The organism is Microbacterium sp. cf332, from assembly GCF_900102175.1.
In the GTDB taxonomy this organism is placed as follows: Bacteria; Actinomycetota; Actinomycetes; order Actinomycetales; family Microbacteriaceae; genus Microbacterium.
On the sequence record NZ_FNKN01000001.1, the window covers coordinates 530,646 to 553,466 of the forward strand.

The 22,821-nt window shown below is 69.9% G+C and carries 27 protein-coding genes, 1 tRNA gene and 1 other RNA gene; 15 read left to right on the top strand and 14 right to left on the bottom strand.

Annotated features, from left to right (window positions below):
- Window positions 1-17 precede the first annotated feature (17 nt).
- Both otsB and BLT21_RS02495 read right to left on the bottom strand, forming a co-directional pair.
- Window positions 18-809 (bottom strand): trehalose-phosphatase, encoded by a 792-nt coding sequence (gene otsB, locus BLT21_RS02490; RefSeq protein WP_091498762.1) that lies wholly within the window; start codon window positions 807-809, stop codon window positions 18-20.
- Window positions 806-2,287: an alpha,alpha-trehalose-phosphate synthase (UDP-forming) gene (locus BLT21_RS02495; RefSeq protein WP_091498767.1), complete on the bottom strand. Its 1,482-nt coding sequence runs from the start codon at window positions 2,285-2,287 to the stop codon at window positions 806-808. The genes otsB and BLT21_RS02495 overlap by 4 nt, the downstream gene beginning before the upstream one ends.
- 81 nt (window positions 2,288-2,368) lie before the next feature.
- Here BLT21_RS02495 and BLT21_RS02500 point away from each other — a divergent pair, with 81 nt between their 5' ends.
- Window positions 2,369-2,626, top strand: a complete 258-nt coding sequence (locus BLT21_RS02500) for a hypothetical protein (protein ID WP_091498771.1) — start codon at window positions 2,369-2,371, stop codon at window positions 2,624-2,626.
- Between the two features lie 55 nt (window positions 2,627-2,681).
- Here the strand turns inward: BLT21_RS02500 and BLT21_RS02505 are convergent, their stop codons facing one another.
- The gene (locus BLT21_RS02505; RefSeq protein WP_091498774.1) at window positions 2,682-3,866 is read right to left on the bottom strand and encodes an acetyl-CoA C-acyltransferase; all 1,185 of its coding nucleotides are present in this window, start codon (window positions 3,864-3,866) and stop codon (window positions 2,682-2,684) included.
- An 84-nt stretch (window positions 3,867-3,950) separates the two neighbouring features.
- A tRNA-Lys gene (locus BLT21_RS02510) sits at window positions 3,951-4,026 on the bottom strand.
- Between the two features lie 95 nt (window positions 4,027-4,121).
- Here BLT21_RS02510 and BLT21_RS02515 point away from each other — a divergent pair.
- The 6 genes from BLT21_RS02515 (at window position 4,122) to BLT21_RS02530 (ending at window position 6,939) form a co-directional block, all read left to right on the top strand.
- Entirely contained in the window at window positions 4,122-4,958 is an 837-nt protein-coding gene (locus tag BLT21_RS02515; RefSeq protein WP_256335882.1) for an inositol monophosphatase family protein, read from the top strand.
- Window positions 4,955-5,515, top strand: coding sequence for a hypothetical protein (locus tag BLT21_RS15490; protein WP_143024929.1), 561 nt, complete (start codon window positions 4,955-4,957; stop codon window positions 5,513-5,515). The genes BLT21_RS02515 and BLT21_RS15490 overlap by 4 nt, the downstream gene beginning before the upstream one ends.
- Window positions 5,515-5,904, top strand: coding sequence for a nuclear transport factor 2 family protein (locus BLT21_RS15495; RefSeq protein ID WP_143024930.1), 390 nt, complete (start codon window positions 5,515-5,517; stop codon window positions 5,902-5,904). Before BLT21_RS15490 ends, BLT21_RS15495 begins: the two co-directional genes overlap by 1 nt.
- A gap of 61 nt (window positions 5,905-5,965) precedes the next feature.
- A complete protein-coding gene (locus tag BLT21_RS15600) occupies window positions 5,966-6,124 on the top strand; it encodes a hypothetical protein (RefSeq protein WP_176786791.1) in 159 nt (52 codons plus the stop codon).
- A gap of 105 nt (window positions 6,125-6,229) precedes the next feature.
- Window positions 6,230-6,433 (top strand): hypothetical protein, encoded by a 204-nt coding sequence (locus BLT21_RS02525; RefSeq protein WP_091498779.1) that lies wholly within the window; start codon window positions 6,230-6,232, stop codon window positions 6,431-6,433.
- Window positions 6,434-6,537: 104 nt separating this feature from the next.
- Window positions 6,538-6,939: a DUF3021 domain-containing protein gene (locus BLT21_RS02530; protein WP_256335883.1), complete on the top strand. Its 402-nt coding sequence runs from the start codon at window positions 6,538-6,540 to the stop codon at window positions 6,937-6,939.
- Window positions 6,940-7,051: 112 nt separating this feature from the next.
- Here the strand turns inward: BLT21_RS02530 and ssrA are convergent.
- Window positions 7,052-7,421: a transfer-messenger RNA gene (ssrA, locus tag BLT21_RS02535) on the bottom strand.
- A 133-nt stretch (window positions 7,422-7,554) separates the two neighbouring features.
- Here ssrA and BLT21_RS02540 point away from each other — a divergent pair.
- Window positions 7,555-8,217 carry an SIMPL domain-containing protein gene (locus tag BLT21_RS02540; protein ID WP_091498784.1) on the top strand — a complete coding sequence of 221 codons (663 nt, stop codon included), beginning with the start codon at window positions 7,555-7,557 and terminating at the stop codon, window positions 8,215-8,217.
- A gap of 46 nt (window positions 8,218-8,263) precedes the next feature.
- On the opposite strand, the gene smpB is transcribed toward BLT21_RS02540, so the two are convergent.
- The 4 genes from smpB to prfB form a co-directional block, all read right to left on the bottom strand.
- Window positions 8,264-8,740: an SsrA-binding protein SmpB gene (gene smpB / locus BLT21_RS02545; RefSeq protein ID WP_091498788.1), complete on the bottom strand. Its 477-nt coding sequence runs from the start codon at window positions 8,738-8,740 to the stop codon at window positions 8,264-8,266.
- 89 nt (window positions 8,741-8,829) lie between these two features.
- Window positions 8,830-9,744, bottom strand: a complete 915-nt coding sequence (ftsX, locus tag BLT21_RS02550; protein WP_091498793.1) for a permease-like cell division protein FtsX — start codon at window positions 9,742-9,744, stop codon at window positions 8,830-8,832.
- Window positions 9,741-10,715, bottom strand: coding sequence for a cell division ATP-binding protein FtsE (ftsE, locus tag BLT21_RS02555; RefSeq protein ID WP_091498797.1), 975 nt, complete (start codon window positions 10,713-10,715; stop codon window positions 9,741-9,743). Before ftsE ends, ftsX begins: the two co-directional genes overlap by 4 nt.
- Window positions 10,716-10,813: 98 nt before the next feature.
- Complete coding sequence (gene prfB, locus BLT21_RS02560; protein WP_091498801.1) at window positions 10,814-11,926, bottom strand: peptide chain release factor 2; 1,113 nt, start codon at window positions 11,924-11,926, stop codon at window positions 10,814-10,816.
- 25 nt (window positions 11,927-11,951) lie between these two features.
- On the opposite strand from prfB, the gene BLT21_RS02565 reads away from it, so the two are divergent.
- The 6 genes from BLT21_RS02565 (at window position 11,952) to opgC (ending at window position 19,514) form a co-directional block, all read left to right on the top strand.
- Window positions 11,952-13,277 carry an MFS transporter gene (locus BLT21_RS02565; RefSeq protein ID WP_256335959.1) on the top strand — a complete coding sequence of 442 codons (1,326 nt, stop codon included), beginning with the start codon at window positions 11,952-11,954 and terminating at the stop codon, window positions 13,275-13,277.
- A gap of 1 nt (window position 13,278) precedes the next feature.
- Window positions 13,279-14,139 (top strand): endo alpha-1,4 polygalactosaminidase, encoded by an 861-nt coding sequence (locus BLT21_RS02570; protein ID WP_256335884.1) that lies wholly within the window; start codon window positions 13,279-13,281, stop codon window positions 14,137-14,139.
- 149 nt (window positions 14,140-14,288) lie between these two features.
- Window positions 14,289-16,238, top strand: a complete 1,950-nt coding sequence (locus tag BLT21_RS02575; RefSeq protein WP_091500649.1) for a glycosyltransferase — start codon at window positions 14,289-14,291, stop codon at window positions 16,236-16,238.
- 3 nt (window positions 16,239-16,241) lie between these two features.
- A complete protein-coding gene (locus tag BLT21_RS02580; RefSeq protein WP_091498810.1) occupies window positions 16,242-16,577 on the top strand; it encodes an STAS domain-containing protein in 336 nt (111 codons plus the stop codon).
- Window positions 16,570-16,989, top strand: coding sequence for an ATP-binding protein (locus tag BLT21_RS02585; RefSeq protein WP_091498813.1), 420 nt, complete (start codon window positions 16,570-16,572; stop codon window positions 16,987-16,989). Before BLT21_RS02580 ends, BLT21_RS02585 begins: the two co-directional genes overlap by 8 nt.
- A complete protein-coding gene (gene opgC / locus BLT21_RS02590) occupies window positions 16,974-19,514 on the top strand; it encodes an OpgC domain-containing protein (protein WP_256335885.1) in 2,541 nt (846 codons plus the stop codon). Before BLT21_RS02585 ends, opgC begins: the two co-directional genes overlap by 16 nt.
- Before the next feature lie 3 nt (window positions 19,515-19,517).
- Here opgC and BLT21_RS02595 read toward each other — a convergent pair whose 3' ends face one another.
- The gene (locus BLT21_RS02595) at window positions 19,518-20,690 is read right to left on the bottom strand and encodes a SpoIIE family protein phosphatase (protein WP_091498818.1); all 1,173 of its coding nucleotides are present in this window, start codon (window positions 20,688-20,690) and stop codon (window positions 19,518-19,520) included.
- Between the two features lie 154 nt (window positions 20,691-20,844).
- On the opposite strand from BLT21_RS02595, the gene BLT21_RS02600 reads away from it, so the two are divergent.
- On the top strand, window positions 20,845-21,303 hold the full coding sequence (locus BLT21_RS02600) for a GNAT family N-acetyltransferase (protein ID WP_176786792.1): 459 nt from the start codon (window positions 20,845-20,847) through the stop codon (window positions 21,301-21,303).
- A gap of 38 nt (window positions 21,304-21,341) precedes the next feature.
- Here BLT21_RS02600 and BLT21_RS02605 read toward each other — a convergent pair whose 3' ends face one another.
- Genes BLT21_RS02605 through BLT21_RS02620 form a run of 4 tightly spaced genes read right to left on the bottom strand, consistent with a single transcriptional unit; the run spans window position 21,342 to window position 22,808 of the window.
- Window positions 21,342-21,758, bottom strand: coding sequence for a pilus assembly protein TadG-related protein (locus BLT21_RS02605; RefSeq protein ID WP_256335886.1), 417 nt, complete (start codon window positions 21,756-21,758; stop codon window positions 21,342-21,344).
- A 13-nt stretch (window positions 21,759-21,771) separates the two neighbouring features.
- The gene (locus tag BLT21_RS02610; protein WP_091498821.1) at window positions 21,772-22,257 is read right to left on the bottom strand and encodes a hypothetical protein; all 486 of its coding nucleotides are present in this window, start codon (window positions 22,255-22,257) and stop codon (window positions 21,772-21,774) included.
- Window positions 22,232-22,618, bottom strand: a complete 387-nt coding sequence (locus tag BLT21_RS02615; protein WP_091498824.1) for a TadE/TadG family type IV pilus assembly protein — start codon at window positions 22,616-22,618, stop codon at window positions 22,232-22,234. Before BLT21_RS02615 ends, BLT21_RS02610 begins: the two co-directional genes overlap by 26 nt.
- A gap of 1 nt (window position 22,619) precedes the next feature.
- On the bottom strand, window positions 22,620-22,808 hold the full coding sequence (locus tag BLT21_RS02620) for a hypothetical protein (RefSeq protein ID WP_091498828.1): 189 nt from the start codon (window positions 22,806-22,808) through the stop codon (window positions 22,620-22,622).
- Between the last annotated feature and the right edge of the window lie 13 nt (window positions 22,809-22,821).

A 22,821-nucleotide genomic window follows, 5' to 3' on the forward strand; every position in this document is an offset into this window, starting at 1 on the left:
TGCCCGCGGGCCCGGGCTCATTCTCCCGCGCGGGCCTCGGCGAGCCGCCCGAGCACGGCCGCGAGCGCCGCGGCATCCGGCACCCGGTACCGCGCCGCCGTCTCGCCGCCGCCCACGCGGATGCCGACGTCGCCGGCCTCGAGCGAGCGCAGTGCGTCCTCGTCGGTCACATCGTCGCCGGCGAAGAGGACGACGTCGGCGCCGCTGCCGTCGCGCAGCGCGCGGACCGCCGAGTCCTTGCCCTCGTGACGCGACGCGAACTCGAGGATGTCCTGCCCCGTGCGGCGGCGCCAGGCGGGCGCGCCCTCACGCACGAGGTCGTCGATCCGCGCGATCGCTTCCACCGCGCGGTCGCGGTCGGCGAGTCGCGTGTGCAGACCGAACCCGAAGCGCTTGTGTTCGATCCACGCGCCGTCGACGTCCGCGACGATCTCCTCGGCACGCGCCGTCAGAGCGTCGCGAAGGCCGGCATCGTCGTCACGGTCGTCGTCGGAGGTCGCGCCCGGGTGCCAGAACTCGGCACCGTGGGATCCGGCGAGATGAATGAGCGAGTCGTTCTCGCGCTCGGAGATCTCCGCGAGATGCTCCAGCGTCCGGCCCGACACGAGCGCGACGGTGGTGTCGGGTGCGTGCGAGAGCCGGCGGAGGGCGTCGCGCGCGGCAGGCAGCATCCGCGCCGACATGGGCTCGTCCACGAGGGGTGCGAGCGTGCCGTCGAAGTCGAGCGCGACGAGCAGATGCCGGGCCGATGCGGCGCGGGCGACCGCCTCGGCGATGCCCTCGTCCGGGGTGAACACGATCTCGCTCATGCCCGGTGCTCCGCCTCGGTGGCGGCCGTCGAGACGGCCCGGGCGGTGGCGGCCGAGTCGGCGGGGCTGTTCGACCGTGCGGCCGTCGCGAGGGCCTCGAGGAATGTGCGCGACCAGTCGTCGACGTCGTGTTCGCGCACGCGCTTGCGCAGCGCCCTCATCCGCCGCCCCTGTTCGGCGGCCGGCATCTCGATCGCGCGGACGATCGCGTCCTTCATCCCGTCGATGTCGTGCGGGTTGATGCGGACCGCGCTCGCGAGCTCGTCGGCCGCGCCGGCGAACTCGCTCAGCACCAGCACGCCGCGGTTGTCGACCCGGCTGGCCACGTACTCCTTGGCGACGAGGTTCATCCCGTCGCGGAGAGCCGTGACGAGCATGATGTCGGCCGCGAGGAACAGCGCGACCATCTCCTCGCGGGGGAACGCCTGGTGGAGGTAGCGGATCGCGCTGTGACCCCACGTGTCATGGTCGCCGTTGATGCGCGCGACGGTGAGCTCGATCTCGTCGCGCAGCTGGACGTACGACTCGACGCGCTCGCGGCTGGGGCTCGCGACCTGCACGAGCGTCGCGTCCTCGACCGAGACGCGCCCGTCCTGGATGAGCTCGCCGAACGCCTTGAGACGGTGGCGGATGCCCTTGGTGTAGTCGAGCCGGTCGACGCCGAGCAGCACCGTCTTGGGGTTGCCGAGGTCCTCGCGGATCTCGGCGGCACGGGCCTGGATGTCGGGGCGCTGCGCGAGCTCGATGTAGTCGTCGGTCGAGATCGAGATCGGGAACGCCTTCGCCACGGCTGTGCGGTGACCACCGTCCGTAGCCGGAACGCGGATTCCGGTCGCCTTCGTCTCGAGCCGCAGCTGACGGCGGACGGCCCGCGCGAAGTTGCCCGCATCCGCCACCCGCTGGAACCCGATGACGTCGGCGCCCAGCAGACCCTCGAGCACCTGCTTGCGCCACGGCAGCTGCGAGTAGAGGCCGTGGGCGGGGAACGGGATGTGGTGGAAGTACCCGATCGTGAGGTCCGGACGCAGGTCGCGCAGCATCTTCGGCACGAGCTGCAGCTGATAGTCCTGCACCCAGACGGTGCCGCCCTCGGCGACGGCTGCGGCGGCGGCCTCGGCGAAGCGCAGGTTCACGCGCTGGTAGGCCTCCCACCAGTTGCGTCGATAACGCGGAGCCGCGATGACATCGTGGTAGAGCGGCCAGATGGTGTCGTTCGAGAAGCCCTCGTAGTAGTCCTCGACGTCGGCGGCGCTCAGGGCCACCGGCACGAGATGCATGCCGTCGAAGTCGAACGGCTCGAACTCGAGGTCGGGCTTGCCCGGCCAACCGACCCACGCTCCCTCGGTGCTGCGCATGACGGGCTCCAGGGCGGTGACGAGTCCTCCCGGGGAGCGACGCCATTCGCCCTCCTCACCACCGTCCGTGTTCCGGTCAACCGGAAGACGGTTGGCGACGACGACGAAATCAGCGGTGCTCATGCATGCCTCCAGGCTGCGATCGGCGGTGACGCCAGCCTACCCGCGCTCCCGTCGACCCCTGCGGGCGACTACGTTTGTGCTATGCGCAAGTACCTTTTCGGCACCGGTCTCCTCTCCGCGATCACCGGCGGTGTGACGCTGCTGCGGTCGGCCCGCAACGACGAGCCGTTCACCTGGCGCACCGCCCTGGCGTGGCTCAGCTGGGGCATCACGATGGCCCTCGCGGTCGGTGCGGTCGTGGACAGCTACCGCGGTGCCCGCGGCCACCTGATCGACGGCGACTCGAAGGTCGATCGCGACAAGCTCTTCGCCGAGCGCGTCAAGCGCAACCGTCGCTGAGCGACGCCACTCCCCCGCCGCCGTGCGCCTCATCGCGCGCACGGCGGGGTGAGCGTCACCGGGTCAGGATGAGCGCCTCCCCCTGGCCTCCACCGCCGCAGAGCCCGGCCGCCGCGGTCCCCGAGCCGCGACGAGCCAGCTCATGGGCGAGGTGGACGACGAGGCGCGCGCCGGACGTGCCGATGGGATGCCCGAGCGCGATCCCGCCGCCGTCGACGTTCACGATGTCCGAGGCGACGCCGAGCCGCCGTTCCGAGGCCGCCACGACGGCGCCGAACGCCTCGTTGATCTCGATCAGGTCGAGATCCGACACCGCCAGCCCCTGCTTCGCGAGCGCTCGCTCGATCGCCGCGGCGGGCTGCTCGTGGAGCGAATTGTCGGGACCGGCGACCTGACCGTTGGCCCCGAGCGCCGCCAGCACCGACCATCCCTCCCGGTCCGCACGCTCGCGCGTGGTCAGGACGACCGCCGCGGCCCCGTCGGAGATCTGCGAGGCATTGCCGGCGGTGATCGCGCCGTCCGCGGCGAACGCCGGACGCAGACCGGCGAGCGTCTCCACCGTCGTGTCGGGACGGATGCCCTCGTCGGTGTCGACGATCACGGTCCCGCCGCGACGCTGCGGCACCGAGACCGGGGCGATCTCGGCCGCGAACCGCCCCGCGCTGCGCGCCGCGGCCGCGCGCTGATGCGACCGTGCGGCAACCGCATCCTGGTCTTCCCGGCTCACGTCGAAACGCGCATTGAGACGCTCGGTGGACGCCCCCATGCTCTCGCGGTCGTGCGCATCCGTCAGCCCGTCGAACGCGGCATGGTCGAGGACCTCGATCGACCCGTACGACCACCCGGACCGCGAAGCGGGGAGCAGGTGGGGCGCTCGGCTCATCGATTCCATGCCACCCGCGACCACCACCTCCGCATCGCCGAGCGCGATCATGCGCGCAGCGTCGATGATCGCGGTCAGCCCCGACAAGCAGACCTTGTTCACGCCGGACGCAGGCACATCCCAGCCGATGCCACCCGCGAGGGCTGCCTGACGGGCCGGGTTCTGGCCGTTCCCGGCGGGCAGGACCTGACCCATGACGACCGCCTGGACAGCGGTCGCCGGGACGCCGGAAGCGGAGAGCGCGCCGGCGATGGCGGCGCCGCCGAGTCGCGGCGCGGGGATCGACGCGAGACTCCCCTGTAGCCGACCCTGCGGCGTTCGTGCGGCGGCGACGATGACGATCTCGGGCGTGGTCATGAAGCCAGCCTAGAAGCGCGCGCGCCTTGCGAGCGACAACACACGAAGGCCTCGCAACTGGCGAGAGTTGCGAGGCCTTCGTGCTGGTGCACCCCCTCGGACTCGAACCGAGAACCCACTGATTAAGAGTCAGTTGCTCTGCCGATTGAGCTAGAGGTGCAGGCTGTTCGCGGTGAAGCGAACCGAGGAGAAACGTTACCACCACTTGCCGTCACATCGCCAATCGAGGCCCCGGGCGCGTCGTATCCTGGAGCCGTGACCCCCACCACCGCGCGCGCCACCGCGCCGTCCTCAGACGATCTGGCCGACGATCTGGCGCTCGCGCTGCGCCTCGCCGACGCCGCGGATGCGGTGAGCATGGTGCGCTTCGACGCCGCCGACCTCGACATCCAGCTCAAGGCCGACGCGTCGCACGTCACGGAGGCCGACCTCGCGACCGAGCGCGCGATCCGCGACCTGCTCGCCACCGAGCGCCCCCTCGACGGCATTCTCGGCGAGGAGTACGGCACATCGGGCGATGCGCGCCGCCAGTGGATCATCGACCCCATCGACGGCACGGCGAACTATCTCAAGGGCATCCCGATGTGGGCCACCTTGATCGCTCTCGCCGTCGACGGTGTGCCGCGGGTCGGGGTCGTCAGCCAGCCCGCCATCGGACGTCGCTGGTGGGGTGCGACCGGCCACGGCGCCTGGACCAACGTCGCGGGAGAGACGACGCCCCGACGCATCGCGACATCGGCGGTCGACGACCTCGCCCACTCGAGCATCAGCTTCCAGAGTCTCCGGCAGTGGGACGAGGTCGGGCGCAGCGATCAGCTGCTCGCGCTCTCCCGGCGCGTCTGGCGCGATCGCGGATACGGCGACGCCTGGCCCTACATGCTGCTGGCGGAGGGGCGCCTGGAGTTCGTCGCCGAGTTCGGCGTGAAGGAGTACGACATCGCCGCCCACGTTCCGATCGTGACCGAGGCCGGCGGCCGGTTCACCGACATCGACGGCGCCGACACCCTGTCGACGCGATCCGCTCTCGCCACCAACGGCATCCTGCACGAGACCTATCTCGAGCTGCTCGCACCCGATGGAGATCGCGCATGACCCGCCCACGTACGCTCGCCGCGGCCGCCCTCGGCTCGATCGTCACAGCCGGTCTGCTGGCCGGGTGCGCAGCACCGGTTCCCGTCGAGACGACTCCTCCCGAGGCGGTGCCGTCGTCACCCGTCGCGACCCCGCAGGAGACGGCTTCGGAGCCCGCGCTCCCCGACCCGACGTGCGAGAACATCATCCGCGAGGCGAGCCTCGAGGAGCTGCAGTCGCAGGGCTGGGAGTACCAGCAGGAGCCGTTCATGATCGGCCAGACCCAGATCGAGGCCGGCGTGTCGTGCACGTGGACGAACGCGGCCGAACCCGGCGGCAACATCCTGCAGTTCGGGTGGGCGCCGCTCACGGCCGCGGAGACGACCGAGGCCGAGCGAGCTCTGCAGTCGCAGGGGTGGATCCGCGAGGAGGCCGACGATGGCGTGTACCTCACCGAGGACCCGAACTTCGCCCTGAACATCGACAGCGACGGGTACGGCGTCACCTACTTCTTCGGCGAGGGCTACGTCCAGGTGGCCGACGTGAAGCAGGGGCTCGTCATCATCGAGCGGCGCTGATGCGCGAGCGGGTGGGCGCGGGCGTCGACGCGGATCTCGCTCGCCGGGTCCGGGACGCCGAGACCGAGCTGCTCACGACAGCCGCGCGGCACGACGCCGGCCGATTGCGCGAGCTCATCCACCCGGACTTCACCGAGATCGGGCGGTCCGGGCGCGTGTGGAACCGTTCCGACCTGCTCGTCGACCTGGTCGAAGAGGCACCACGTCAGACCCCCGAGACCGATGACTGGGTCGTGCAGCGCCTCGACGTCGACACCCTCCTCGTGACCTACCGGATCGTCGCGGGCACCCGGGTCAGTCGGCACTCGTCCGTCTGGACGACTTCGGGCGGCATCCTCGCTCTGCGTTTCCACCAGGGCACCGATCGATCGGACGGCGTTCGCCCATAGAGTCTCGTGCGCGCCAGGTCAAGCCGATGCGCCGAGGACGACCACGGGCGAGAATCGGAGCATGCCTGCACTTGCGATCATCCTCATCATCATCGGCATCGCGTTGCTGTTCACGGGAATCTTCGTCGAAGCGGTGAAGTTCCTGCTCTTCGTCGGTATCGCGCTGATCATCATCGCGGTCATCGCGTGGCTCATGCGGTCGATCCGCAACAAGACCTGAAAGCGTCTGAACGCCGAAAGCCCCCGTGCCTCTGCTGGAGGTCGGGGGCTTTCGCTTGCTCCGCAGCTGTCCCCGCCGCGCGGCGATCATGGATACGTTCGGCTCATGCGAGCACGCGACACCCGGCGGGACGAGTACGGCTACCCGCTCGACGAGACGATCGGCGAGCCCTACCACGCGGAGACTGCCGCCTCCGGACCGCTCGACGGCGACGATCCGGGGGCGCGGCGCGCCGCCCACCAGGCCTACCAGGACCGGTTCTTCGCCGAGTACGCCGCAGCCATTCGCGAGACGCGACGACGCGCGTAGTCCGAACGGATGATCTTCGGAAACCTACCTCTCCCGCTGCGGAGGTGGCCTTGGGCGGGCGGCTGTCGGCGACGCGGAGCGAGTGGGCTCTGTAGCCTGGCGGTGTGACTCTGCGTGTCAAAGCGGCTCTGCTGGCGGGCATCCTCTTGCTCGTGATGAGCGCGATCGGCTTCACCTTGTTCGCGCAGGACAAGCCGATCGATGGGCGAGCGACTCTGGCCGTCGGCGTCATCGTGGCGGCGACGTCGGGATCCTCCGTGATCTACCAGATCGACCGGTGGAGGCTTCGCAAGCAGTCGCTCGTGCACTTCGTCATCATGTGCCTGACCGTTCTGCCTGCGTTGCTGCTCAGCGGCTGGTTCCCGCTTCAGGACGCCTGGGGGTATTTGACTGTCGTCGGCGTCTTCCTGTCCACCGGTCTCATCCTCTGGCTCGCCCTCTACCTCATCTTCACCACGCTCGTTCCGCGTCGGTCGGCCGATGCGGGGCGTATCGACGTGCGTTGACGAGCGACATCCCGCGACCGACCCCGCCGTGGACGCACCGTTCGGTAACGCAGAAGAGCCCCCGATCCCCTGTTTCCCGGGGATCGGGGGCTCTGCAGTGTGACAGCGGCAGTGGTGGAGATGGGGGGAATCGAACCCCCGTCCATCGCTGAGATACGGCGTCTTCTCCGGGCGCAGTCTGTAGAGGCGTTCTGCTCGGCCCCGACTTTCAGTACAGACACATAAGTCGACAGGCCCAGTCCGGAAAGAGTCCCGCGTGACGTCCGAACGCCGTCACGCAGCAAGATCCCTAGATGACGCCAGGGTCCGTGGCGGGATCACACACGGTCTGACGGACTATCGGGCTCGCTTATGCAGCGAGGGCGAAGTCAGTGCGCTTGGATTCGGCACTTATAGTTTTGCAGAGATCGTTAACGAGATAACCCTGCATCCTCGGCCCGCTTCTCGCCGACACACAGGCGATGTCGAAACCGATCATCCCCATGAAGCCTTCGGTCGAAGGGCCGCTGTCACACTGTGGAATTACCAGACCGGATGCCGAGGCACCCGAGCTCTACAGACTACAACCGATCAGCTCCCGGCGCCATTCCCGGGCACCGCGCCTAGAGTCGGACCATGGCAGACATCCTGATCTCCGTCCGCGGCGAGGCCGAGCGACGCGTCGCCCCCGAGGTCGCCATCGTCTCCGCGGCCGCGGCCGCCGATGGCCCCGAACGCACAGCGGTCGTCTCCCGCGTCACGACGACGATCGCGACCCTGCGCACGCGCCTCGAAGAACTGACGCGCGCCGGCGTCGTGTCGAACTGGTCGAGCGGATCGGTGTCGACCTGGTCGGACCGGCCCTGGAACCCCGACGGCAAACAGCTCGCCCCTGTCCACCATGCGACGATCGATCTCTTCGCGACCTTCGACGACTTCGTGGCGCTGTCCGAATGGGTGGGCCTGCTCTCGGACGACGACGGGATGCGCGTCTCCACCGTCGAGTGGCAGCTCTCCCCCGCGACACGTGCAACCATCGAACGCGAGGTCGCGACGTCCGCGGTCGGCGTCGCCGTGGCCCGGGCGTCGGCGTATGCGGCGGCCCTCGGTCACGGATCCATCGAACCCGTGGAGCTCGCCGACGTCGGGCTGCTCAGCGGAGCGGACGCGCCCCCGGCCGCACCCATGTTCGCCCGCGCTGCGACCATGTCGGCGGACGCCGCATCCGGAGGCATCGCGCTGCGCCCCGGCGACATCGTCGTCACCGCGGCGGTCGAGGCCCGGTTCCGCGCCCGCTGATCGAGCCGGCCCGCAGAAGCCGGCCGGCCGGAGCGGAACCGTATCCTCAGTCGCCGAGACGGTTACGTGTGCGCATGGCGCGCTCGGCCTCGCGCTTGTCCTCACGCTCGCGGATGGTCTGCCGCTTCTCGAACTCGCGCTTTCCCTTGGCGACGGCGATCTCGACCTTCGCGCGTCCGTCCGAGAAGTACAGACGCAGCGGCACGAGCGTGTAGCCCCCTGCGCTCACCGCGTGGGAGAGCTTGACGATCTCGTCCTTGTGCAGCAGAAGCTTGCGGGTGCGCTTGGTGGCGTGGTTCGTCCAATGGCCCTGCGAGTATTCCGGGATGTGCACGGCGTCCAGGTAGGCCTGACCGTTGTCGATGTAGGCGTAGCCGTCGGTGAGGTTGGCCCGCCCCTGACGCAACGACTTGACCTCGGTACCGGTCAGCACGAGTCCCGCCTCGTAGGTCTTCTCGATGGCGTAGTCGTGCCGGGCGCGCTTGTTGCTCGCCACGAGCTTCTCGCCCTGTTCCTTCGGCATCACGCGCCTCCTTCCGCTGGTGCAATCGGCGCAGCCCTACAGTCTACGGGCACGCCGGGCTGCCGACGCGACGCGACGAACCGGGCGCGTCAGTTGCGCAGCCAGCGCCGGATGGCGAAGCCCGCGGAGACCGCCGCGAGAACCACCCCGATCACGACCACCGCAGGCACGACGATCGCGACATCGCCGAGGTTCACCCAGCTCGCGACGAAGTCGATCTGCGACGACAGGTAGTCGTCGACGCCGACCTGAACCATCACCACGATCGCGCCGCTCGCGAGCGCCGAGCCGATCAGGGCTGCGAACACTCCCTCGAGGATGAACGGCGTCTGGATGAAGCGATTCGATGCGCCGACGAGACGCATGATCCCGAGTTCGCGTCTGCGCGCGTACGCAGACAGCCGGATCGTCGTGGCGATCAGCAGCACGGCCGCGATGAGCATCAGCGCGGCGATGCCGACGGCGATGTAGGTCGCGACCGTGAGCGCCGAGAACAGCGGGTCGAGGTATTGCAGCTGGTTCGCGACCTCCTCGACGCCGTCGAAGTCCTTGAACGCCTCGCTGATGACATCGCTCTGCGACGGATCGGCCAGAGTGACCCAGTAGGTGTTGTTGAGCTGCTCCGGCGTGACGAACTCGGCGTAGTCGTCGCCCATCAGCGAGAGCACGTTGTCGTACGCCTCCTGGCTGCTCTCGAAACGCACGTCGCGCACGACGCTCTGCAGCGCCGGCGAGTCGAGCCGCTCGGCCACCGCCGCGATCTGGTCCTCGGTCGCCGGGCCGTCGGCGCAGTTCTGCACCGTCGCCTCCTCGCGGCACATGTAGACCGCTACCTGGGCGCGCTCCGACCAGAAGTCCTTCGTCTTGCTGATCTGCATCTGCATCAGCATCGCGGCGCCCACGAAGGTGAGCGAGACGAACGTGACGAGAATGACCGAGATCACCATCGACGCGTTGCGGCGCAGGCCGGTCAGGGCCTCGCCCAGGATCAGGCCGACTCTCATGACGTGGGCCCCACTTCGTCGCTGCGATCGTCGCGATCGCCGAGACCGAGCTTCCTCGCGACATCCGGGAGACCGAGACCCGCCAGATCGATGTCGGGCGCGACGATCGGGATGGCGCGCGTCTCTCCCACCGGCGGCGGCGGCTCGGCGGGCGCGTCGGACTCGTCCGGCACGTGGGCCGCCGGAGGCGTCTCGGCGATCTCACGCTGGAGCTCGAGCACCGCGGTGAGCGCGGCGACGGCGGCCGCGCCGCGCACCGGCTCGGGAGCCAGGCTCGGAAGTGCCGACGTGTCGCCGTACCCGCCGCCGACCTCGTCGCGCACCATCACGCCACCGCTGAGCTCGATGACACGCCGCTGCATCTGGTCGACGAAGCCCGCCTCGTGCGTCGCCATGACGACGGTCGTCCCGTTCGCGTTGATGCGCGCGAGCAGCTGCATGATGTCGACGGATGTCGCGGGGTCGAGGTTTCCCGTCGGCTCATCCGCGAGCAGCACCTGCGGCCGGTTGACGATCGCGCGGGCGATCGCGACGCGCTGCTGCTCGCCACCGGAGAGCTCGTGCGGGAGGCGCTTCTCCTTGCCGGCGAGGCCGACGAGCGCGAGCGCCTCGGGCACGGCCTGGGAGATGAACGCGCGCGATGAGCCGATCACCTGCAGCGTGAACGCGACGTTCTGGAAGACCGTCTTGTTCGGCAGCAGACGGAAGTCCTGGAAGACGGCGCCGATGTGGCGACGGAAGTAGGGCACCTTGCGGGTCGACAACCCGCGCAGGTCGCGGCCGAGCACGACCACGCGCCCGTCGCTCGCGACATCCTCGCGCAGGATCATCCGCAGGCACGACGACTTCCCCGACCCGGAGGCGCCGACGAGGAAGACGAACTCGCCGCGCTGGATCTCGAAGTCGACGTCGCTGAGCGCGGGCTTCGAGGTGCCGCGATACCGCTTGCTGACGTGTTCGAACCGGATCATGACTCGACGAGCCTAAGCGGCGGTGTCGCGCATGCCGGATGCGACACCCGCGAGCCGCGGCATCCGCACCTCAGTACTGGGTCAGGCGTTCGCGCCGGTCAGGCGTCGTCGTCCTTGCGCTTGCGCCACCGGATGCCCGCGGCGATGAAGCCGTCGAGGTCGCCGTCGAAGACCGTGGAGGGGTTGCCGACCTCGTGGCCCGTGCGCAGGTCCTTGACGAGCTGCTGACCGTAGAGGAAGTACGAGCGCATCTGGTCGCCCCAGCTCGCGGTGATCGTGCCGGCGAGCTCCTTCTTCTTGGCCGCCTCCTCCTCGCGCTGCAGCAGCATGAGGCGGGTCTGGAGCACACGCATCGCGGCGGCGCGGTTCTGGATCTGCGACTTCTCGTTCTGCATCGACACGACGATGCCGGTCGGGATGTGCGTGATGCGCACGGCGGAGTCGGTCGTGTTGACGGACTGGCCGCCGGGGCCCGACGAGCGGAACACGTCGACACGGATGTCGTTCTCGGGCACGTCGACTTCGACGGCCTCTTCCATGACGGGGATGACCTCGACCGCGGCGAAGCTGGTCTGGCGCTTGTCGGCCGAGCCGAACGGGCTGATGCGGGCGAGACGGTGCGTGCCGGCCTCGACCGAGAGGGTCCCGTACGCGTAGGGCGCATCGATCTCGAAGGTCGCCGACTTGATGCCGGCACCCTCGGCGTACGAGGTGTCCATGACCTTGACCGGGTACTTGTGACGCTCGGCCCAGCGCAGGTACATACGCAGGAGCATGTCGGCGAAGTCGGTGGCGTCGTCGCCGCCGGCGCCGGAGCGGATGGTGACCACCGCGGACCGCTCGTCGTACTCGCCGTCGAGCAGCGTCTGCACCTCGAGCTGTCCGATGACCTCGCCGAGCTGCTTGAGCTCCTTGCGAGCCTCGTCGGCCGACTCCTCGTCGTCCATCTCGATCGCGAGCTCGACGAGCACGTCGAGGTCGTCGAGGCGGCGCTCGACCTCGGTCACGCGCTTGAGCTCGGCCTGCCGATGGCTGAGCGCGCTGGTGACCTTCTGGGCCTTCTCGACGTCGTCCCAGAGATCGGGGGCGCCGGCCTCGTCGGAGAGGCGGGCGATCTCGGCCCGGAGCGCGTCGACGTCGACCACCGCCTGAATGTCGGCGAAGGTGGATCGCAGGGCCTGGATGTCGGCGGAGATATCGAATTCGAGCATGGCACTCCAGAGTATCGTGGAAGCAATGGGAGCCAGCCACGCGGAGGACGAACCGATACGACGCGTCCTGTGGCGCCTGGCCCCCATGATCTACGGCCCGACCACCCTGTTCGGCCTGGGCGAAGGCGCGGTCATCCCCCTGATCCCGGTCATCGCCGTGCAGCTCGGCGCCGACGTCGCCACCTCGGCCCTCGTCGCCGCCGCGCTCGTCGTCGGTCAGCTGTGCGGCAACATCCCGGCGGGCTGGGCCGTGGCCCGCATCGGCGAACGCGCGACCATGATCATCGCCGGATTGCTCGCTCTCGTGGGAGTGGCGGCGATGGCGGTCGCCCCCGTCCTCGGGGTGTTCGCGGCATCCGTCTTCGTGATCGGCATCTGCGCCGCGGCATTCGGTGTCGCTCGACACGCGTTCATGACGACGCGCGTGCCCCTCACCTTCCGTGCGCGAGCACTGTCGCTGCTCGGCGGCAGCTTCCGACTCGGCATGTTCGTCGGCCCGTTCATCGCGGCGGCGCTCCTCTGGGTGTTCGGCGACGAGCACGCGACCATCTGGTTCTTCGGCGTCTGCCTCGTCGCGATGATCGCGCTCGTCGCGTTCGGGCCCGAGCCGGAGAAGCGCCTCGGCCCGGCCCCCGCCGTCGCACGGACCGCCGAGGGCGAGGCCATCACGACCGCGCCGGTATCCGCCCGTCGCGTCCCCGGGACGGGCGTCGTCCGCACCGCCTGGCGCAACCGGGACGTGCTCGCCCGCCTGGGCGTCGCGGCCGCGTCGCTGTCCGCGCTGCGCTCGACTCGTCAGGTGCTCCTGCCGCTCTGGGGCGTGGCCATCGGCCTCGACGCCCCGACCATCGCGCTCGTCGTCGGGGTGTCGGGCGCGATCGACTTCGCGCTCTTCTACGCCAGCGGTCAGGTGATGGACCGCTTCGGACGGCTGTGGGCTGCTCTGCCCGCCATGCTCCTCATGAGCGCCGGTCTCATCGCGCTCGCCCTCACGTCGTCGGGCGCGCAGCCCGAGCTGTGGTTCGCGCTCTTCGCCGCGGTCCTCGGGGTGGGCAACGGGATCTCGAGCGGCATCCTGCTCACGCTCGGCGCAGACGTCGCCCCGACCGCCAACCCGGCCCCCTTCCTGGGCTCGTGGCGCACGCTGACCGACGCCGGCGGCGCGATGGCTCCCCTGCTGGTGTCGGCCATCACGGCCGTGGCCTCACTACCGGTCGCAGCCGCCGTGATGGGCGGGTTCGGACTCGTGGGCGCGCTCGGCTTCATCCGGTGGGTGCCCCGCTTCGTCCCCCGCGGCCGTGTCGCACCGCCCTCCGATCCCGATGCGCCCGACCCCGATGCGTCCGCCTAGCGTGTCCGGCACGCACCGGCCCCGCGCCGCTGTCGTCACCTCGCCGACGGGACTGGCGGTGGGGGCGATGCTCATTCTCCTCTCCGGCTGCGCAGCAGTCGGAGCCCCCGACGCGGGAGCGCCGGACGCGGGCACGGTCGACATCGCGTTGCCCCCCGCGGGCGGTCTGCCCGACTACCAGCTCGGGGGCGCCTACGAGCCGGAGCCGGATGTGGAGATCGTCGGACGCGACCGTGCCGCGGAGCCTTCCGTCGGTCGCTACTCGATCTGCTACGTGAACGGTTTCCAGACGCAGCCCGGCGAGCGGGATCTCTGGGACCCCGATCTCCTCGTCGCCGTCGACGGCCGACCGCTCATCGACCCGGAATGGCCCGACGAGGTGCTCGTCGACACGTCGACCGCAGCTCAGCGCGACCGCATCCTGGAACTGGTCGCCCCGTGGATCCGGGGATGCGCTGACGCCGGCTTCGACGCGGTCGAGTTCGACAACCTCGACTCGTTCACCCGTTCTCGGGGACGACTCGATCTCGGGGGGAACCTCGCCCTCGCGACCGCGTACGTCGAGGTCGCACACGCAGCGGGGCTCGCCGCAGGACAGAAGAACGCGGCCGAATACGCCCCGCGCCTGCGGGACGACGCCGGCTTCGACTTCGCGGTCGTCGAGGAGTGCGCCGCATACGAGGAATGCGATGCCTACACAGACGTCTACGGTGACGCCGTCGTCGACATCGAATACACGGACGATCTCCCCCGCACGTGGACCGAGATCTGCGCCGACCCGGCCACTCCCCCCTCCGTGGTGCTGCGCGATCGCGATCTGACGGTCAAAGGCGACCCTGAGCACGCCGCGATGCATTGCTGAGGCGAATAATGGTCTGACGCGGCGAGGCTGCGCAACCCGCTCTCGCTCTGCCGGTAGGCCTGGGAGGGTTGTCGACGGACGGAGGGAGATCGATGGTCTTCGAGACGACCCTGCGCCGGGAAGGCACCCGTCGCGAGACCGCCCGACAGATGAAGAGGTCGGCGCGCCGCCTCGCGCTCATCCGTCTGGTCGTGCTGCTCGCTGCGATCTCCGGCCTCAACTACATCGTGTGGCGCTGGCTCGCATCGGTGAACTGGGAGGCGTGGTGGATCGCCGTCCCGCTGGTGCTCGCCGAGACATACAGTCTGATCGACTCGCTCATCTTCGCGATCGGCGCCTGGCGGCTGCGCGAACGCCACGACGCTCCTCCGCTGACCCGTGAGGTGACCGTCGATGTGCTCGTGACCACGTACAACGAACCGCTCGACCTCGTCATGCGCACCGCGCGGGCCGCTCAGGCCATCCGGTACCCCCACGAGACGTGGATCCTCGACGACGGCGATCGTCCGGAGCTCCGCCGGCTCGCCGAGGCCGAAGGCATCGGGGTCGTGACGCGGTCGCAGGCGTGGCGTGATCGACCCCGCCACGCGAAGGCCGGAAACATCAACAACGCTCTGATGGTGACGGAGGGCGAGTTCCTGCTGATCCTCGACGCCGACCAGGTGCCCGCACCCCACATCCTCGATCGCACCCTGGGCTGGTTCATGGACGACCGGGTAGCGCTCGTCCAGACACCGCAGTGGTTCGTCAACGTGCCGCCGAGCGACCCGCTGGGCAGCCAGGCGCCGCTCTTCTACGGGCCGATCCAGCAGTCGAAGGACGGCTGGAACGCCGCATTCTTCTGCGGCTCCAACGCCATCCTGCGCCGCGAGGCGCTCATGCAGCTCGGCGTCTCGCGCTACGTCGACGAGGTGACGCTCGCGGTGAACCGCGGCGTGCGATCGTCGCGTCGCGTGCTCGCACGAGCGCGTCGCGACCACGGCGCCGACCCCCGCATCGCAGCGGCGCTCGACACCGTCGGCCGGGCCCTCGACCAGGTCAAGGTCGAGATCGCGCGGGGAGACGCGCTCGCCGACGTCACGTACTCCTTCCAGGTCCGTATCGACCGGGTGCGCCGCGAGCTGAGCGACCAGGACGTGTCCGGGCTGCAGGACGAGCTGCGCGCGCTCGCAGAGCTCACCGCCGACGCCGAGGCGCTCGCGGTCATCGACGAGGTGACGCTCGACGCGCTCGGGGATCGCAGCCTCTCACCTCTCGCCGCACTCGAGTCGATCAGCATGCTGGTCGCAGCCTTCGACGTCGGACGCGACGAGGAGGCGCAGGCGATCATGCCGCTGGCCACCATCTCCGTCACCGAGGACATGGCGACGTCCATGCGGCTGCACGGCCTCGGCTGGCGGTCGGTCTACCACGACGAGGTCCTCGCCGAGGGGCTCGCCCCGGAAGACCTGCCGACGATGCTGACGCAGCGGCTGCGGTGGGCGCAGGGCACGATGCAGGTGATGTTCCGCGAGAACCCGCTGGTGCAGCGCGGCCTCAGCTGGGGACAGCGGATCATGTACTTCGGCACGATGTGGAGTTACCTGGCGGGCTTCGCCGGCCTCGTCTACATCGCGGCGCCGGTGCTCTACCTGTCGTTCGGCGTCATGCCGGTGCAGGCGTGGAGCGTCGACTTCTTCGCGCGGTTCATCCCGTTCTTCCTGCTCAATCAGCTGCTCTTCCTCGTGGTGGCGAACGGCCGGCCGACTTGGCGCGGCGCGCAGTACTCGCTTGCGCTCTTCCCCGTCTGGATCCAGTCCGTCACGACCGCGTTCACGAACGTCTACCGCGGTCGAGCCCTCGGTTTCTCGGTCACCCCGAAGACGCGCGCGGCCGAAGGCCGGCCGCGCTGGGACCTCGTGAAGCCGCAGCTCATCGCGATGGGCGCGCTCGTCCTCTCGCTCGTCGCGGTCGCGATCCGATACGCCGTCGGGCAGGCCGAGGGCATCGCCCCGCTCGTGAACATCGTCTGGGTGATCTACGACCTCATGGTCTTCAGCATCATCCTGCGCGCCGTGCTCTACTCCCCGCCGCCCCACCTGGAACTGAAGGAGACCTGACCCATGCTGGACCTCGATATCGACGTGCGCGAGAACGGCCGAGTCGTGCGCCCCCACGGGCGCCTGACCATGGTCTCCGCGCGACCTTTCCGAGAGAAGGTGACGGAGGAGATCGCCGCGGCCAGCGGGAATCCCGTCATCGTCGACCTGTCGGACGTGTCCTTCATCGACTCATCCGGCCTCGGCGCGCTCGTCGCCTGCTTGAAGACGGCCCGCCAGAGCGGCGGCGACCTGCGGCTCGCGGCTCCGAGCGAGCAGGTGACCATGGTCCTCGGTCTCACGAACCTCGACCGTGTCCTGCGTCCGCGGGCGAGCGTGCAGGAGGCGCTCGATGGCTGACACCGTCACCCGCTCGCTCGTCGCGCCGGTCTCGCTCGAGAGCGTCGAGGCCGTGTACGACCTGCTCGCGTCGTGGTGGGACGAGCTGGGCGACGTCGAGCCGCGCACGCGCTTCGCCTTCGAGACCGCCGTCGTCGAGATCGCCGGGAACATCGTCGAGCACTCCGTGGCGGCGGAGGGTGTGGCCGGACGACACTTCACCCTCGACCTGCACGGTGACGCCGGCCGCCTCCGCGCGACCTTCCAGGACGATGCCCAGCCCGCCGAGCTCGACTTGAGCGCCGTGACGATGGCCGACGAGGACTCCGAGAACGGGCGCGGGCTCGCCCTCGCCCTCGCGAGCGTCGACACGCTGGACTACCGCTACGAGAACGGACGGAACATCTGGAGTCTCGAGTGCCGCCGCGAATAAGAACCCGAGTCGGCCGGACGCTGGCGGCGCTCGCGCTCGCCGCGGCGGCCGCGCTGCTCGCGGCACCCGCCGCGGCAGCCTCGACGCCCCCGGGCACCGCCGCGGAGCCCGCGGCCGCGACCGGGATCTCCGACGGCGCCGCACTGCAGGACGGCCTGTGGTTCGGCCCCGAGCTCGACTGGGGTTCGGACGGTCCCGACGGGTACGCCGACCGCCTCGGCGAGACCGCCGCGACCTACGCCGTCCGCCTCTCGTATCCCCTCGACGACCGCGCCCGCCAGGACTGGTCGCGAGCGGCGACCGCGGCATCGGCACAGGGCGCCGTGCTGGTGCTCAGCATGGAACCGCGGGTCGCACTGGCCGACCTCACGGGCGACGACGCCGCCGCCTTCACCGCCATGCTCGACCGGATGCACGACGACTACGGCACACACCATCTCGTCCGCTTCGCGCCGGAGATGAACGGGTCGTGGACGACCTGGGGCCAACAGCCCCGCGAGTTCGTGCGCGCGTTCGAGACCGTCGCCGACGCCGTCCATGCCGGCGGCTCGGGCGCCGAGATGGTCTGGGCGCCCTCCTACGGTGCGGGCTATCCGTTCGAGCGCGCCGACGGACGTCTCGAAGACCTCACGGCCGCCGACCTCCGGGCGCTCGACACCGACGGCGACGGTCTGCTGACCGAGTCCGACGATCCCTACGGCCCCTACTACCCCGACCCCGACGCCGTGGACCGGGTGGGGCTGACGATGTTCTACTTCGGCAAGGGCGAGGCGGGTGCCGCCGCGGGACGCGACGTCCCGCTCGAGACCAACAGCGCACCCGACGACGGCGAGGTCGCCGCGCGCCTCGACGAGCGCTGGGGCTACACGGTGCCCCAGACGTCGACGTTCTACGACCGCTTCGCGCTCGGCGAGAATCGCGACCTGCTGCTCGACACGGGTGCCCTGTACGACTTCTCGCTGCCCGGCGACGACGAACTCGCCGTCAAGCAGGGGTGGTGGCGCCAGGTGTTCGCGTCGCTGCCGAGCCACCCCCGCATCACGGCCATCACCTGGCTCGAGACCGTTCGCGAAGAGGCGGAGGCCGGCTCGCAGGAGGTCGACTGGCGCGCCACCGGTTCGGATGAGCTCGCCGATGCGCTCCGCGACGATCTGAGCGCACTCGGCGAGGTGCAGTGGAGCCCGATCACCGCGGTGATCACGGCGGAGCAGGGCGCGGCCAGCACGGTGCAGGTGCGGCAGGGCAACGACGAGATGAACTGGATCACGGGCACCGCGGCCGTCCTCGCCGTCGCCTTCGTGATCTCTGGCCTCGTCGGTCGGCTGCTGCCGTCGTGGCGGTACCCCGACGACTCCGCGACCCGCGATCTGCGCATCGACATGGTCCGCGGCTTCGTCATCATCGTGGTCGTGGTGACGCACATCGAGGTGCTGAGCCCGTACTCGCTCGCCTCGCTCAACGTGATCGGCGCGATCACGGGCGCCGAGCTCTTCGTCGTCCTCAGTGGCATCGTGCTCGGCATGGTCTTCCCCGCTGCGATCAAACGCGGAGGCGAATGGGCCGCCGCCGTGGCCGCATGGGGGCGCGCGCGCAAGCAATACCTCGTCGCGCTCGCGGTCATCCTGCTGATCTTCGCGGTCAGCTTCGTGCCCTTCGTCGACGCATCCGCCATCATGACGTTCACCGACCGCGGCACGGGCGAGGACGGCACGACGACGACCGGGCGTGTCTACGACCTCTATCCCAACGCCGACCGCCTGCTCGACTACCCGCCACCCTGGTACGCGGTGCGCCAGCTGCTGCTGCTCGAGATGGGCCCCTGGCCGTTCAACATCATGGGCCTGTTCGTCGTGCTGAGCCTCGCGTACCCCGCCCTCATGTGGCTCATCCGCCGTCGGATGTGGTGGGTCGTGCTGCTGGGCAGCTGGGGACTCTACGCCCTGCACATCGTCCGGCCCGATCTCGCCCCGCTGCCGTCGCAGTTCAACGCCGTGTTCCCACTGCTCGCCTGGCAGGTGCTGTTCACGCACGGCCTCGTCATCGGCTACTACCGACGGCAGATCATCCGGGCCCTCACCTCGACGCCGGGGAAGATCCTCGTGGGAGTGTTCGTCGTGGGTTACGCCGGATTCCTGGTCTATCTGTGGGCCGGCGACAGCTTCGGCTTCGAGCCGGCGCCGTTCCCGGCGGACCTCTACCGGATGCTGTACGACTCCGGCTATCCCCGCATCGACCTGCACTGGGGCCGTCTGCTCGACCTGGTCCTCGTCATGGCGAGCAGCTACGCCGTGCTGACGGTCGCATGGAAGCCGATCAACGCGGTCATGGGCTGGCTGTGGATCCCGCTCGGACAGGCGAGCCTGTACGTCTTCATCGTGCACGTCTTCTTCGTGCTCGCGGTGGCGAACATCCCCGGCCTCGATCGGCAGAGCTTCTGGCAGGGCACGCTCGTCCACACCGCGGTGATCGCGGCGATCTACTTCATGGTGCGCAAGCGGTTCCTGTTCTCGGTTATCCCCCGGTGAGGTTCACCGCACCGAGATGACGACCGCCGTCACGTCGTCGTCGACGACGTGCTCGGAGACACGGATCGACAGCTCGTCGAAGAACGCGTCGGGTTCGGAGGCGCGCCGCAGGTCTTCGCCGATGAGGCGGAGGCTGTCGAGCGTGGAGTCGTAGGCGTCGAGCGCGCCGTCGGAGACCGAGATGATGAGGTCGCCGTGCGTGACGCTCGTCTCCCCCGCCTCCCACTCCGCGTCCGCAGGGCGAAGCCCCAGCGGCAGGTTGCGCGAACTCAGTCGTTCGCTCGTGCCGTCGGCGCGCAGCAGCAGGGTGAGCCCGTGGCCCGCGTCGACGTACGACACCTGGCCGCTCCGGGTGTCGATGTCGGCGTGGAAGAGCGTCGCGAACGTCTCGCGGTACCGTGCGTCGTGACGTGCGTAATCCTCAACCGAGAGCATCGCCTCGACCGGGGCCAGGTGCGAGCGCTGCTGCAACGCCCCGATGAGCTCCTCGGCGAAGCCGCCCGCCTCCTCGCCCTTGCCCATCACGTCGGCGAGGGTCACGACGATGCGGTCGCCGAGCTGCTGCCAGCTGCTCCGATCGCCGCTCACTCTCCCGTGCGGGATCGCGAGGGACGCGAGGCGCACCTCGCCCGCGGCGAGGCGGTCGGCGCGGGCGACCGGAGACACCCCGTCGTCCGCGGCGGCGTCGGGGGGCGTCAGAGCGGGGTCGTCGAGACGCATCTCGGCCTGGGCCCACAGGCCGAAGCGCTCGAACGCATCGCGGTCGGAGTCGCTGAGCTCGCGCGGCGACGTGTCGAGCAGGCACAGGGTGCCGACGGTCTCGCCGGCGTCGGTGTGGATCGGGAACCCGGCGTAGAAGCGGATGCCGTGCTCCGCGACGATCGCCCGATCGGCGAAGCGCGGGTCGGCGCGCCCGTCGGGCACTTCGAGCACGGCGGGCCGCTTGACCGCTTCGCCGCAGAACGAGTCCTCGATCGGCGTGTGCCGGAAATCCGACCCGGGCGGCTGCGACTTGGTGAACACCGTCTCGGAGGTGACGACGTTCACGACCGCGAAGTCGACGTCGAACATCTCCCGCGCGAGGCGGGTGATGCGATCGAAACGTTCCTCGGGCGCACTGTCCATCAGGCCGAGGCGCGCGACGGCGTCGTCGTCCGTATCGAGTTGCTGGGTCATGAGTGGGCTCCCCCTCCACGCATCGCCGGTCCCCTGAGCCTATCCAGAGGGATTCCGGACGGGAAGGAGGTTGAGCGGTTTCCGGCGCAGCATGGACCTTCCGGCCGCCCATCGGCCCGGTCCGACCCGGAGCAGGTGGTGGGAGGATGGGCGGATGATCTCATTTCGGCCGGCGGAGGCAACGGATGCAGAGGCGATGGCCGAGGTTCAGAACGCGATCCATCGAGCCGGGCTGCGCGCGACGCCGGTCGATGCCGGGCTGATGCGGGAGCGCTATCTGGACTCCGCCGGCGAGATCGCGTGCACCGTCGCGCTCCGCGACGGTGAGGTGATCGGCTTCCAGTCGCTCAAACGGGCGTGGCCCGGAAACCCTTACGGCGTGGCGGTCGGCTGGGGCATCATCGGCACCCACATCCGCCCGGACGCCGGCCGGAGCGGGATCGGCCGCCGGATCTTCGCCATCACGCTCGCCGCGGCGCGGGCAGCGGACCTGCACCACATCGACGCGACCATCGGCGCCGACAACGGCCCCGGCCTCGCCTATTACGCGGCGATGGGCTTCGTCCCGTACCGCGAGGGCGACGGGGCGATCCCGCACCGCCTCGACCTCTGAACCCCGCCGACGTGGGGCGAACGGGTTGACCGCTCAGCTCAGCGCAGGACGACGCGACTCGTGGCCGAGGACTCGAGCCGCACCCCGTCGGGCACGAACAGCGAGGAGATGGGCGGGCGCCAGATCGTCGCGACGGTGACGCGCGCCGACAGACCGTCGGGGGTGTCCGCTGCGATCAGCGTGACCTCGCCGGATGCCGCCACGACCTCTGCGGCCAGCTCGGCGAGGGTGGCGGGATCGAGGCGGGCATGCGCGCCACCGCCGTCGACGTCGAGGACGAACCCGTCGGATGCCGCCAGCGCCGCCGCATCGGCGACGGTGTCGGCGCGCTTATGCGCGAGAGCGAGGCTGATCGCGTCGGCCGCGACCAGCACCAGGACCACCGCGAGGAGGGCATACCCGACGGTCAGCGGCAGGACGCTGCCCTCGTCCCCCAGGGTGCGGTGTCGTGTCACGACGGGCTCCCTCTCACGATGAACCCCACGTGCGCGACATCCGCTGCACGGCGCTCGCCTCGATGGGGACCGTCGCGAGGCTCTCGAGCCCCAGGACAGGCGGTATCAGCGGCAGCGAGGCCTCGCCGCGCACGGTGACGGTGACGACCGCGCTCGGCCGCGGGCACGCGCCGGTCCCCCGGCATTCGACCGCGACGGAGAGGGATGCCGCGTCCATCCCGTACTCCTCGGCGATGGCGGCCAGCACCGTCCGCGCGCCCGCATCTGCGGCCGTCGCATCCGTCGCCGTGGCGATCGTGCGAGCGACATGACGCGCGGCGGCCTGGGCTCCGAGGGCGGACGACTGGACGACAGCGAGCGCGATGACGAGGTACACGATCGGGACCAGCAGGATCATGCCTGCGGTGAGGAACTCGAGCGATGCGGAGCCCTCGTCGCACTCGCGGGCGCGCGGGATGCCGGGCGCCCCGCGCTCACTCGACGTCGTCCGCGGGTGCATGCGCCGTCACCTCCCAGCCGTCCGAAACGCCGAGGAGACCGACGAGCGGCAGCGTGAGCCGGAGCGTGACCTCCACCGCGGGATAGCCGCGCGACGAGCTCCGCTGCGCCTCTGTCGCCGTGACGAAACCCGCGCCGACGGTGCCCGCCACGACCGCGCGCGCCCGCTCGGCACCCTCGGCGTCGGTGACGTCCGCGAGGGCCGCATAGTAGGCGCCTTCGAGCGCCGCGTCGTGCGCGAGGCCCCGCACGTACACCGCCAACCCGAGTTGGACGACCGCGAACGTGAGGAGGGTGAGGAGGGCACCGACCATCACGAACTCCGCTGGGCTCGACCCGCCCTCATCCGCTCCCAGGGTCATGTCAGAACCCCGACACGCGGGCGATCGCCTGCTCGAACAGGTTCGACAGCGCGGGCCCCGCGAGCGCCCAGATGACGACGACGAGCCCCGCCGTCATCAGGGTCACGAGCACCCAGCCGGGAACATCGCCCCGTTCGTCGTCGGTCAGATCGTCGAGCCTGCGGCACAGGCCGGCCGTGATCTTCTTCATCGTCTCTTCCTTT